General features: G+C 43.8%; 13 protein-coding genes. 8 read left to right on the top strand and 5 right to left on the bottom strand.

Annotated elements, in window-relative coordinates; genetic code table 11:
• Positions 1 to 149 precede the first annotated feature (149 nt).
• Complete coding sequence (gene trhO, locus ACUUJN_RS11955) at positions 150 to 1,043, bottom strand: oxygen-dependent tRNA uridine(34) hydroxylase TrhO (protein WP_076160901.1); 894 nt, start codon at positions 1,041 to 1,043, stop codon at positions 150 to 152.
• 210 nt (positions 1,044 to 1,253) lie between these two features.
• On the opposite strand from trhO, the gene ACUUJN_RS11960 reads away from it, so the two are divergent.
• From ACUUJN_RS11960 to ACUUJN_RS11975, 4 genes are all read left to right on the top strand, one after another.
• A complete protein-coding gene (locus ACUUJN_RS11960) occupies positions 1,254 to 2,543 on the top strand; it encodes a glycoside hydrolase family 27 protein (RefSeq protein WP_075154161.1) in 1,290 nt (429 codons plus the stop codon).
• 225 nt (positions 2,544 to 2,768) lie between these two features.
• A complete protein-coding gene (locus ACUUJN_RS11965; RefSeq protein ID WP_023988477.1) occupies positions 2,769 to 3,812 on the top strand; it encodes a carbohydrate kinase family protein in 1,044 nt (347 codons plus the stop codon).
• Positions 3,813 to 3,909: 97 nt separating this feature from the next.
• Entirely contained in the window at positions 3,910 to 4,605 is a 696-nt protein-coding gene (locus ACUUJN_RS11970; RefSeq protein ID WP_076160904.1) for a P-loop NTPase family protein, read from the top strand.
• 321 nt (positions 4,606 to 4,926) lie between these two features.
• Complete coding sequence (locus ACUUJN_RS11975) at positions 4,927 to 6,666, top strand: proline--tRNA ligase (RefSeq protein ID WP_341063784.1); 1,740 nt, start codon at positions 4,927 to 4,929, stop codon at positions 6,664 to 6,666.
• Here ACUUJN_RS11975 and ACUUJN_RS11980 read toward each other — a convergent pair.
• On the bottom strand, positions 6,663 to 7,427 hold the full coding sequence (locus tag ACUUJN_RS11980; RefSeq protein ID WP_484669667.1) for a spermidine synthase: 765 nt from the start codon (positions 7,425 to 7,427) through the stop codon (positions 6,663 to 6,665). The genes ACUUJN_RS11975 and ACUUJN_RS11980 overlap by 4 nt on opposite strands.
• Before the next feature lie 218 nt (positions 7,428 to 7,645).
• On the opposite strand from ACUUJN_RS11980, the gene ACUUJN_RS11985 reads away from it, so the two are divergent.
• Together ACUUJN_RS11985 and ACUUJN_RS11990 are read left to right on the top strand one after the other, a co-directional pair.
• On the top strand, positions 7,646 to 8,365 hold the full coding sequence (locus tag ACUUJN_RS11985; RefSeq protein WP_013310214.1) for a YebC/PmpR family DNA-binding transcriptional regulator: 720 nt from the start codon (positions 7,646 to 7,648) through the stop codon (positions 8,363 to 8,365).
• A 93-nt stretch (positions 8,366 to 8,458) separates the two neighbouring features.
• The gene (locus ACUUJN_RS11990) at positions 8,459 to 8,635 is read left to right on the top strand and encodes a hypothetical protein (protein ID WP_226887860.1); all 177 of its coding nucleotides are present in this window, start codon (positions 8,459 to 8,461) and stop codon (positions 8,633 to 8,635) included.
• Positions 8,636 to 8,699: 64 nt separating this feature from the next.
• Here the strand turns inward: ACUUJN_RS11990 and ACUUJN_RS11995 are convergent, their stop codons facing one another.
• From ACUUJN_RS11995 to ACUUJN_RS12005, 3 genes are all read right to left on the bottom strand, one after another.
• Entirely contained in the window at positions 8,700 to 9,890 is a 1,191-nt protein-coding gene (locus ACUUJN_RS11995; protein ID WP_023988481.1) for an oxalate decarboxylase family bicupin, read from the bottom strand.
• A gap of 88 nt (positions 9,891 to 9,978) precedes the next feature.
• The gene (gene ybaK, locus ACUUJN_RS12000) at positions 9,979 to 10,458 is read right to left on the bottom strand and encodes a Cys-tRNA(Pro) deacylase (protein WP_069080119.1); all 480 of its coding nucleotides are present in this window, start codon (positions 10,456 to 10,458) and stop codon (positions 9,979 to 9,981) included.
• A 17-nt stretch (positions 10,459 to 10,475) separates the two neighbouring features.
• Positions 10,476 to 10,841, bottom strand: a complete 366-nt coding sequence (locus ACUUJN_RS12005; RefSeq protein WP_068938727.1) for a ribosomal protein L7/L12 — start codon at positions 10,839 to 10,841, stop codon at positions 10,476 to 10,478.
• Positions 10,842 to 11,124: 283 nt separating this feature from the next.
• Between ACUUJN_RS12005 and ACUUJN_RS12010 the strand changes: the two genes are divergently transcribed.
• A complete protein-coding gene (locus ACUUJN_RS12010) occupies positions 11,125 to 12,033 on the top strand; it encodes an ROK family protein (protein ID WP_081327443.1) in 909 nt (302 codons plus the stop codon).
• 35 nt (positions 12,034 to 12,068) lie between these two features.
• Positions 12,069 to 12,677, top strand: a complete 609-nt coding sequence (locus ACUUJN_RS12015; protein ID WP_013310225.1) for a DUF1349 domain-containing protein — start codon at positions 12,069 to 12,071, stop codon at positions 12,675 to 12,677.
• Positions 12,678 to 12,884: the final 207 nt, after the last annotated feature.

Below are 12,884 nucleotides of genomic sequence, written 5' to 3' on the forward strand. Positions count from 1 at the left end.
GTCCAAGATGAAAATACAATCAAGGTCATAGGTACATACTATGAAGCTTTCGACACTTATTGTGAAAACAACAAAAGGGATGCCCACAGCCATGTTGAACGGCTAATAGGGCATCCCTCTTGTTATAATGAACTAATGATGCTGCTGATTTATGCAGTAGCCACGGTTTCCGCTTTGGTTCGGCAATCGTCAGAGCAATAGTGCTGATGCTGTTCTTCGCAATCCGGACATACGATATGCTGGAGATTGCACACTGGGCAATTGATATAATGATCGCTAGGCGTTTCACAATGGAAGCACTTGCCAACAATGACTTCCTCATCCGTATGATTGATCGGAATCGAGATTCGTTCGTCAAACACGTAGCATTTACCGTCAAATAAACGTCCTTGTACTTCCGGGTCCTTGCTGTAAGTCACAATGCCGCCATCCAACTGGCCTACATCGTTAAATCCTTCTTTGATCAGAAGACCGGACAACTTTTCGCAACGGATACCTCCGGTGCAGTACGTCAAGATTTTCTTGTCCTTGAACTGAGTCATATTGTCGCGAATCCATTGTGGAAATTCACGGAACGATTCGACTTCGGGGCGAATAGCCCCACGGAAATGACCGATGTCATATTCATAGTCATTACGTCCGTCCAGAACAACTACATCTTCATCTTGAAGCTGTTCATAAAACTCCTTTGGTGACAGACGCTTACCGCTAATTTCATTAGGGTCCAGCTCATCTTCATGACGCAGCGTAACAAGCTCCTGACGATGGCGTACAAATATTTTCTTGAACGCATGACCGTCAGACTCATCTATTTTAATAACGATATCGTGGAATTTCGGATTGGCGCGCAAATCACGCATATATTGCTCAGTTTGCTCTACTGTACCAGACAGTGTTCCGTTGATTCCTTCCGCAGCAATCAAGATTCTTCCCTTGACGCCCAGCTCCTTGCAGTAAGCCAGATGCTCTGCCGTAAAGGTGGCAGGATCTTCAATGTTGACATATTTGTAAAACAACAAAATTCGATAAGCATGTTCACACACGTAAAATCACCCTCTGATTCAAGTCAAAGTTTTTTAACAAGCAATTTTAAATGTACCACATTCTTTAAGTTAGTCAACTTAAATGTATAAAAAGTGGAAATGGAAAAGATGACGAGCGACAAAAGTAAGGGTTTACATTATAATAGTAACGTAGTACTGAGGGGATTTTTAGTAGCAGGATGAGTTATACAAGATGAAAGGATGAATGAAATGAAACATCATTTGACAGCGCATACACCACCTATGGGGTGGAATAGCTGGGATTGCTACGGTGCAGCAGTACGGGAAGAGGAAGTACGGGGAAATGCTCAATATATGGCGGAGCACCTGAAGGAATATGGTTGGGAATATGTCGTTGTAGATATTCAGTGGTATGAGTCAGGAGCAGTATCTTCACAGTATCGCCCGTTTGTCCCATTGGAAATGGATTCATTTTCACGTCTTATTCCAGCGGTGAATCGTTTTCCTTCGGCAGCAGATGGACGAGGCTTCCAAGCTCTTGCGGAATATGTACACGGACTGGGATTGAAATTTGGTATACATATTATGAGAGGCATCTCCCGTCAGGCGGTGCACCAGGATACCCCGATTTTGGGAACCACAGCCACGGCGAGACAAATTGCGCATCCCAACTCTATTTGTCCTTGGAACACAGATATGTATGGGGTAGATGCATCCAAGGAGGGCGCACAGGAGTACTATAATTCATTGTTTGACCTGTATGCGGAATGGGGTGTGGATTTTGTCAAAGTAGATGACATTGCTGCATCACGTCTCTATGGTATTCATTTGGCGGAAATTGAATTGATTAGGCGAGCTATCGCCCAATGCGGACGTCCGATGGTGTTGAGTCTATCGCCTGGTCCGGCACCGCTGGAGCATGCATCCGATTTAATCGCAAACGCGAATATGTGGCGTATGACGGATGACTTCTGGGATGTATGGCCTTTACTGTATGGTATGTTTGAGCGCTGCGAAAAATGGGCGGAACATGTAGGTCCAGGTCACTGGCCGGATTGCGACATGCTACCACTGGGTCATCTGGGTATTCGTTCGGTAGATTCGGTAGATTCCGGCAGCCATGACCGATGGACACGCTTTACGAAGGATGAGCAGCTAACGATGATGACCTTGTGGAGCATTTTCCGATCTCCACTGATGTTCGGGGGGGAACTGCGGGATAATGATGCATGGACCCTTTCCTTGCTAACTAATGAAGAAGTGTTAAATGCTCATCGTAACGGTTTGAATGCGCGGCAGGTGTATAGAAAGGATGAACATATCGTTTGGACTTCACATAACGAGGAGGGTCATGTATATGTAGCTTTGTTTAATGCTGGAGATGAAGCTTCAAAGGTGCGTGTATCCTTAAAAGACCTTGGTATTGAAGGGCAGGCAAATGCCAGAGATTTATGGAACCATATAGATTTAGGTGTTTTAGCACAAGAACTGTCCGCAGATTTACCTCCTCACGGAGCAGCTCTATTTATTTTGAAATAATGTAAGGAAGAACTATGCGCAGTTCCAACCCAAGCACCTTATCGTAAAAGTGGAAGGCATCTTTACGATAGGGTGTTTTTTTGCATGTGTAACTTTAGGATATTTTAACGAACTCGACATTATTCTTGGGAATATGACATTTGGAACGTGTTAATTTTATATAGTGCCTATTTCTGTACAAATTTAAATCATTCTAACGAATAGACTCGAGAAAGGAGTCAAATGATGAAATTAAAAAAAATCCACAAAAATGAACAGGACGAGCCTTGGCCCTCTAGCAAACCAATATTATGTATCGGGGGGGCCAATCTGGATCGTAAAATCATGATTAAAGGTACATTTCAGCTTCATACCTCCAATCCGAGCAGTACAAGGCTGCAATCTTGCGGTGGGGTAGCACGAAATGTAGCTGAAAATTTAGGGAGGTTGAGCCAGCGGGTCAGCCTGCTAACTGCGGTTGGAGACGATGCGGAAGGTGAATTTATTATCGAGCAGTCCAGCCGTTACATGCACGTGGTTCCTCTGCAAGTCAAAGGTGAACCGTCAACTGGAGTTTATACTGCCTTGCTGAACGAGCGTGGTGAACTGATTGTAGCGACAGCAGAAATGGAGATTTATGATCAGATTCGTCCTTCAGTAATTTTTGAAAATGCTCCTTTAATCGCCTCGTCCCGACTGGTTCTGCTGGACACTAATTTCTCTATGAACGTAATTGCGGCCACCATACATGTCTGCCATGAGCATCGGGTTCCGATTGTCGTTTCTTCGGTATCAGCCTCCAAGATGAGAAAGCTTCCCCGAAATTTGCATGGGGTGGAATGGCTGGTATGTAAACCGGTGGAGGCTGAAGCCTATTTGGGGCTAGAACTTACAGATGATCAGCATATGTTGGATGCCACCCGGATTTTTCACAAACTTGGGGTTCAAAATGTCATTTTTATCTGCGGTGCTGATCGTGTTTTGTACGCCTCTCAGGATGGAACTCATGGACAAATTCCTATGCATCCTGTTCAAGAGGTCATTGATGTCACAGGCGCAGATGATGCTTTTATTGCCGGGATGATTTATGGTATTACCCAAGGTTATCCTATGGAGCAAGTGTGCCAATTTGGAATTAGCTGTGTCGACTTGACCCTGCAAACGGATCGGACGGTTTCAGAGACCCTTTCTATGAATAAACTCCATTCTAGGTTTCAGGAGCTGTATGGCACACATTCGCAAAATTTTGTGTTTTTCAAGGGCGTGTATTTTAAAAAGAAAGATACATAAGTAATCAAGAGAACTCTACCCTACAACAACGCGTATTTGGAGCTTCACGTACGTAATGGCCTCAATTATTGAATTTGTAAAAGGAGCATGTTGTCTGATGGACAGTGTGAAATACGTAATTGTTTTTCTGCCACTGTGCCTCCTTTATTTGCTTTTAAAGGGAGGTTCTTTGGTAGTAGGTTTACTCTATCGATTGATCTATTCCATGCGGCCCTTACATGCAGGACAGGATAACGAGTTTCGTGCTGTGCAGCACGCTAAACGTATTATCGTGATCGGCTCGCCGGGAAGCGGTAAGACTTTTTTGGCCAAACGTCTTTCCATGTGGACTCAATTGCCGTATATCTCTTTGGATGATTTGTATTGGGGCCCGGAGTGGAAGCGGAGCACTGACAAACAATTTCTCAAACAGCTGGGTGAAGTGCTCCAAAGGGAAGAGTGGATCATCGAAGGGAATTATCATGAGCGTTATTTTACCGAGCGACTCCAGCGCGCCGATACGATCATTGTAATGGATGTTAGTACGCTTGAAGCAATAACAGGCGTTATCACACGTTCGCTCAACCGTTTTCTGTTTTCCAAGGAGCTACCTAAAGGAGTGAAGGAGGAAGCAGTTCGTATTTGGGATATTTCGCCTCGCTTTGTCCGTTTTGTTCTGGGTTTTCGCAGGCGTATTCGTCCTAAAATCTGGCCGCTCATTATGCAATATGGTAACCAACGGAATTTGATTATCTTGAAATCTAAATATCGTTCATGTCCCTGGACAGCTCCAGATAGACGATCATCTCCTTGACTAGAACTTACGTTTCGTGTAAAGTGGTGAAAATTGTAATATATAGGAATAGTGTAGACCAAGGATCAAAGGTTCAATACCCGCTGTACAGAGAAGAAACTCATGGGCTGAAAGGTTTCTCGCCGCGAATGAACGTTTCCCTGCCTTGCGAGCTGTAGCGGTTTGTAAGATAAACCGTTACCGGCTAGACGCCGTTATCTGATGAAGGACCGTTCCGTGTATGGTTACGGTCAAATTAAGGGTGGTACCACGACACATTCGTCCCTGACGGATGTGTCTTTTTGCGTACATTTTATCGTCCATATAAGGAGGTAGCTACACATGCGCCAAAGCCAATTATTACTGACAACCTTGCGTGAAGCACCCGCAGAGGCCGAAGTGATCAGTCATCAGCTTATGCTGCGGGGAGGATTTATCCGTCAACTGGCGGCTGGAATGTACACCTACATGCCACTGGGCAGACGGGTGCTCAGAAAAGTAGAGCAAATCGTACGGGATGAAATGGATCGCGTAGGGGCTGGGGAACTGCTGATGCCTGTATTGCAGCCAACGGAGCTGTGGCAAGAATCAGGGAGATACGATGTTTACGGTCCTGAGCTGATGCGTTTGCAAGATCGGCATGATCGGGAGTTTGCTTTGGGGCCTACACATGAAGAGGTCATTACGTCTTTAATACGAAATGAAGTGAATTCTTATCGCAAATTGCCTGTAACCCTGTATCAAATTCAAACCAAATTTCGGGATGAACGACGTCCTCGATTTGGCCTGCTTCGCAGCAGAGAATTCTTAATGAAGGATGCCTATTCGTTTGATGCACATTGGGAAGGACTAGATCATACCTATTGGACCATGTTCCAGGCATATCATCGTATTTTCACCCGCTGTGGTCTAAATTTTCGTGCTGTAGAAGCAGATGCGGGTGCCATTGGTGGCGAAGGTGAAACCCATGAATTTATGGCTCTAGCTGATATTGGAGAGGACACAATTGTAGCATGTACCTGCTGTGAATATGCAGCTAATCTTGAAAAAGCCGTGGCGCGGTCGACGGGGGAAATAGAAATAGCCCCAGTCTCAGATGAAAATGAACATGTCAGCCATCCTTCTTTCGATACAGCTAAAATGGAAAAATTCCATACTCCAGGTCTGCGTACAATAGATCAACTGGTTGAATCGCTTCACATAGAACCTGAAGAAATCATCAAAACACTGATTTATATGGCTGACGATCAACCTGTTGCTGTAGTTGTCAGGGGTGATCATGAGGTCAACGAAGTGAAAGTTAAACATATTTTAGGTAGTGAAAAATTCGAAATAGCAAGTGCAGACACTGTGTCAAAGGCGACTGGAACCCCCTCGGGGTTCATAGGCCCATGCGGATTGACGATCCCTATGTGGGTAGATTACGCCGTTGTCCAAATGTCCAGCGGTATCGCAGGCGCCAACGAGCTGGATTATCATTATCGACATGTGAATCCAGTGCGCGATATAGATCTTCGGCATGTGGCTGACTTGCGGAATGCCATAGAAGGGGATAGATGTCCTCGATGTGACGAAGGGGAATTGAAACTTCATCGTGGGATTGAGATCGGACACGTATTTAAACTAGGCACCAAATATAGTGAGAAGCTGGGTGCGACTTTTCTGGATGCTTCCGGAACTGAGCAAGCGATGATTATGGGCTGCTATGGCATTGGCGTATCCCGGATCCTTTCCGCCATTGTAGAGCAAAATCACGATCAGAACGGAATGATATGGCCTTATGCGCTGGCCCCATTTCAAGTTCATATTATTCCGATTTCTGTGAAAGACAGGCTTCAGATGCAAATAGCCGAGAAATTATACAACCAGCTGCAGGATCGTGGCGTGGAGGTGCTGCTGGATGATCGGGAGGAACGGCCCGGGGTTAAATTCAAAGACTCCGATTTAGTAGGTATTCCCGTGCGCATCGTCGTTGGTAAAGATGCCGAACACGGGAAAGTAGAGTTAGTGGAACGAAAAAGCTGCAACAAAGAGACGATTCATATCGAAGATGTAGAGAGACGAATATTGGAACTACACTAAGCATCTGTATCCCGTAGAATATGACCTTCTCCAAGTGTAATCTCATGAAAGTCCGCCATCTGACGTGCCTGAAACCGGATGGGCTTGTCCCGACCAATCATAATGATATTTTGAATGTCGGCAGCGCCTTCCGAGGGGATCGAGAAAGTTGTGACATAGGCGAATTCTTCACGCAACGTTGTGTGAATGGCATTGATCAGGTGGTCGTGTTCACTTTTGCCCATTAAATTCATGATCAGGGAGCCTTCGGAATCCAGCTTTTCTTTGGTCATCTTGAAAAATTCCCAGGATATTAAATGCAAGGGTGTACCCTGCTCCGTGAAGGCGTCCAAAATAATATAGTCATAAGCATCCGGCGCTTCCTTCTCCAGAATGCGTCGTCCATCGCCAACAGTCACATTATCCTGATCGTATCCAAAGAATGTTCGGCTGAACTCTACGACTTGTGCATCCAGCTCGGCAATCTTAAAGCGTTTATCTGTAAAATGACCCGCTATTGTACCTATACCGTGCCCAATAACAAATACATCTTCAAATGACGGATCGTTCAGCTCCATGAGATGGATGATTGCTCTCGGATATTCGAACACAATGCGTTGCGGATGATTCAAGTCCACCGCGCCTTGGACGGCTGTATTTGAAAACTGCATTACTCGAAATAATCCCTTTTCACCATACAGCTCAGTGGTTTCGTATACTGTGATTTCATGATTATGGCTCAACTTTTTGTACAAGACATCCAAGTGAATGATCTCCTTCAAGTCAGACTTCCTCCTCATCTTAGAGATTGATAGGGGGATTGTCCATAGATGAGGAGAATTGAAAGTTCACATTTCCAAGCATCCCTAATTAGGTAGAATTGTTTATTTTTCCATAACGGAGTTGTTTGAACTTGTTCGTATGTCCTTTAGGAGATATAATATACAAGGATATAATGAAGTTCGTTGTGTATATTCATACAGGAAGAGAGCGGGATATTATGGGACGTAAGTGGAATAACATTAAAGAAAAGAAGGCATCCAAGGATGCTAATACGAGTCGTATATATGCTAAATTTGGCGTGGAAATTTATGTGGCAGCCAAACAGGGCGAACCTGATCCTGAATCCAATCGGGTATTAAGAGTCGTTTTAGAACGTGCAAAAACGTACAATGTACCCAAAGCAATCATTGACCGTGCTATTGAAAAAGCAAAAGGTGCTGGCGATGAAAACTACGTAGAGCTTCGTTATGAAGGTTTTGGACCGAACGGTTCCATGGTCATTGTAGATGCACTGACCAATAACGTTAACCGTACAGCATCAGATGTGCGTTCTGCTTTTACTAAAAATGGCGGTAGCTTAGGCGTGAGTGGATCTGTAGCCTACATGTTTGATTCAACAGCAGTCATTGGTCTGGTGGGTAAAACCGCAGATGAAGTGCTGGAGCTGCTGATGGAGGCAGATGTAGAGGTACGTGACATCATTGAAGAAGATGAAGCCGTCATCGTATATGCAGAACCTGATCAATTCCATGCTGTGCAGGAAGCTTTCAAACAAGCAGGAGTGACTGAGTTTACCGTTGCGGAGCTCACCATGCTTGCCCAAAATGATATTTCTCTTCCAGAAGATGCACAGGTTCAATTCGATAAATTGATTGATGCATTAGAAGATTTGGAGGATGTTCAGCAGGTTTACCACAATGTAGACTCTGAGGAATAGTTTTTGTTAATTAGTTTATAAAAACACCGTATTCCGATACGGTGTTTTTTTTGTATAGTAATCACCGGACCTCAGTCGCTAATCTTTGGCGGAGTGGCTGAGATTATCGGGAAAGTAACAGGCCAACCGATTCAGCATATCTCGTTGTCTGATGAAGAGTTGGAAGTGGGAATGGTTCACGCTGGAATGCCTGAAGAGTATGCAGATATGTTGGCGGGATTGGATAGAAGGATACGTGAAAATGGAAGTAATAATGAAGGGGGCAATTGAATCAACCCGTCATATTCAAAAAGAAGGTTCACTGATCTAGTGGCGAGCGTGATACCGTTCCCGGTTATTTCTTTTTAGGGTCATAAGAATAACCAGGATATTTGACGACGGGCCATTTTACCTTTCGTAAATTAGAGATCACATCAGTACCTACATGTAAATTACTCTGAATCAGTTCTGTGGGGGTAAGAGCCATCCATTGATTTAGTGAAACATCCGCAAAACGGTCACTCTTAAACATTTCAAGAAACCATAGTGAGCTAGAGCCAGTATTTTGAATATAATGACCATAAGCAAAAGGCACATATCCGACATCTCCGGCTCTAAAATCAAATGTGCGGGCCGCGCCATTACCACCAAAGACAGTCATCCGTCCTTGCCCTGTAAGATAGTATTGCCATTCGTCATTATTGGGGTGCCAGTGCATTTCTCGCATGGCTCCGGGCTCAATCTCAACAAGGGCGGCTGCAATGGTTTTGGAAATCGGAAAATTGGAGGAGTCAACGATTCGTACGCTTCCGCCCGGCGTTTTGATTGGGGGCTGGGCTAGTAATTCATGCTTGAAGGATTGGGGCAATGTCCCGTAAGGAGAGGGAACAGCTTGGCTTTGGATTGAACCGGGAACGGAATCCTGATAGATGTATACTTGATCTTGAGGAATCGCTGCAAAATCAGCTTCTGGTACACCAAAATTTGCAGAAAGTACGTCTTTGGGAGTATGTGCGAACCAATCCGAGATGGATAGGGTGTTCAGATCGGAGAAACTGCCATCATCAAAAACCAGCAAAAATTCGCACCCATCCTCAAGCCCCTGTATAGAGTGCGGAATGCCAGGAGGAAAATACCAGAGATCCCCGGGACCCACATCAGCAATAAAATTACGTCCATTTTGGTCAACTGCCGTAATGCGAGCACTTCCCAACAGCATATATGACCATTCCGCCTGCTGATGCCAGTGAAGCTCACGTACACCACCCGGTGTTAAACTCATATTCACCCCGGCAAGGGTTGTAGCAATAGGTAATTCCCTTACTGTTACTTCTCTTGACCACCCACCATGATTAAGCTGCATATGAGCATCAGAAAAAGAAAATCTCATATTCGGAATGAGACCATTGTCCGTTACGGGGGGAACCAGCATATCAGGATTCTGTAGATCCCTCATCACATCACGTGGACCCTTGTCGATACCCCCAGCACCATCACTTCTGATGGGTTGGGGGATTCTTGCATTTTTCGGGCAATCATTATGCATCATTAGATCTTCCTCTCCAGGTTGAAGCTTGATGAAGTATGGGATAAGAGAAAATACGCATAAAGATTTTATGATCATGTGGTGAGTTTTATGCTGTATGCGTCAGATCTGTAAACTGTGCCTGAATGATTAGAGCTAAATCGTGTGGACTCAACTCCAGTTGGGTCCCAATTTTCCCACCGCTCACAACGATGGCTTCCAGTTCCAATGCAGGCTGGTCGATAAAAGTGGGGTAGAGCTTTTTCATTCCTATGGGGGAGCAGCCACCGCGAATATATCCCGTATACTTTTGCAAATCCTTAACTGGAAGCATTTCAATTTTTTTCTCTCCCGCGGATTTGGCTGCTTTTTTGAGATCAAGCTCTTTATGTACAGGAATCACAAAAATAAACAGATTTTGTTTGCCATGTGCAACCAAAGTTTTGAAAACCATTTCCGGGGCTCTCTCGATTTTCTCAGCCACATTCATCCCGTCTATTTTTCCGTCTTGATGATCATAACTCAAAATATTGTATTGTATATGTTGCCCGTCCAATATGCGCATGGCGTTTGTTTTGCTGGCACTCATCTTATTTCTTCCTTTCTTTAGAGTTTTTCCAAGTGATCCACATAATCCTTTGCATCCTTAAGGGAAAGATCCTTAGCGGTTCTCAGCTCTTTTATGGCTTGAATCTTTTTACCTTCCCTAATTAGCAGGAGCAACCTTTCATTGATATCTTCTGAAGCTCCTGCATCTAGAATATGTGGAGGAGTGGCAGCGATGGTACCTGACAGCGATGCGCCTTGTATTCCTGAACGATTTTCAAGACGCTCCACGTCGGATTTCAAGTCATTAAGCCGAGATTGAAGGCTGTAGACCTTAATTAAAAGTATGACGGAGAGGAGCAACGCGATTATTGCTATATACTCAATAGCTGACAACAGAATCCCCCCAATTTCACTTAGTTTCATCGCAAAGATGCCGCACTAAAAATTTGATTCTTATTTCTAGTATAGCATGATGATCGAAGAGAAGAGGAAAATGTGTACAAATTGACTTTTTGCAGGCAGAGCGTTATATTACAACTTATTATAAACCTTTTAATAAATACTGGAAAAGGAGTGTATTCAAATACAACCAGTCTCCAATAATACCATTCGGGTTAAACAAATTAATGTAGAGTTAGTTAAAAACACACTGAAATCCAAGGAATATGCAACCAAGTCATCCATAGCCAGTATCACAGGTCTTAGTGTGGCAACTTGCGGAAATATTCTGAATGAGCTTCTTCAAACCGGGGAAGTATTAGAGACGGAATTGGAAGAGTCGAATGGCGGACGTCCGGCTAGACGTTACAAATATAACGCTGACTATTCTTATATTATCTGTTTAAATGTGAAAACGGAAGGCGGTATACATTCTCTTACTTATGCTGTTGCCAATTTGCTTGGTGATATCATCATCGAGAATACTTCCAATGTGCCTCATATTGATTATGAGGTCATAGAAACCCAAATTGGAGAGCTGATTAATAACTATGGAAACGTCAAAGCCATTGGGATTGGCATCCCCGGGGTTGTTCATCAAGGGATTATCGATGTTTGTGATCTCGACCTGCTCATAGGAGTCCCTGTAGGTCCACGGCTTCAAGATAAATACGGATTAGAAGTTACCATTGAAAATGATATGCATTTGACAGTCTACGGATTTTATAACATGCAGAATTATGATGAGGATAAAACCTTTGCTATTGTTACGTTTCCCAAAGACAATTTCCCCGGCGCGGGTTTTATTGTCGATGGACATTTGTTAAAAGGAAATACCAAATTTGCTGGGGAGGTTTCCTTCTTACCCTTTGATTTAACAAGAGAGGAACAGCTTAAACAGTTAAATAGCACAGAGGGATTTGTTCCTTTGGCGATCAAAACGATAACTTCCATTATTGCGATTATAGATCCTGTATCTATCGCTTTGACTGGAGAGTTATCCAAGCCGAATCTGTTGGACGATATTTATAACGGCTGTCTAAAAGATGTACCCAAAGAACATATGCCCGAGATTTTTGTGAAAAACGATACACATGATGAATACATGCGTGGGTTGATTTCGGTGACCCTTGAAAGTCTGACGTACAATTTGCAATTGGTGGAGAAAAGGAAATAGGGCATCGTTCAATAAAGAATGAGAGGATGAGATTAATGACTCAAAAATCGATTGCATGGACTACAGGGACATGGACTAATCACCCTGTATCATCCATAGAAGAAGATCAGTTCCTTAAAGTTGAAACCAGAGAAGGAAGCGACTACTGGGAAAAAACTTTGTATGGATTTGAACGCAGTAGCGGACATTCCCTGCTTACAGACTGGGAAGAAGGCTCTGCCATCGAAGTCACGTTTCAATTAGGCTCATTTACGGAGCTCTACGATCAGGCAGGTATAATGCTGTATCAAGGACAGCAAAAGTGGATTAAAGCCGGAATCGAATTAAATGATGGAATTCCTCAACTGGCAGTCGTAGTCACGGATGGCTATTCCGATTGGTCATTAGCTCCTGTACCTGATTGGGTAGGGAAAAATGTGACGATTCGTGCTTCACAGCTACAGGATGCAGTTATCATTAGAGCCCGAACCGAAAATCAAAGCTGGCGCACCGTACGTGTAGCACGTTTTCCTTATGAAACGGGACAACAGGCGGGTCCTTTTGCCTGCGCGCCGACTCGAGCCGGCTTTCAGGTTATCTTTACTCGCTGGGTAAGCACTGAACCAGATAGAGATATTCATGTAGATCCGCCATTTGAAGAATAGCCATTTTACTCAATAATAGAAGAGTTATAAATATGGGAGTAATTATTGGAGATAATACAATTATAAGCTCTGGAAGTTTTTAAAATAATACTTGACATGAAACGCGTTACAAACCTTAAGATTCAATTAGAAGTACTTTATAACACATTAGCATAGAGGTAACGTATTTCTATCCTAGTTAATGAAAAACATCAGCAAAGGCGGAGA

The sequence above is a fragment of the Paenibacillus sp. LRG-1 genome (assembly GCF_057220305.1).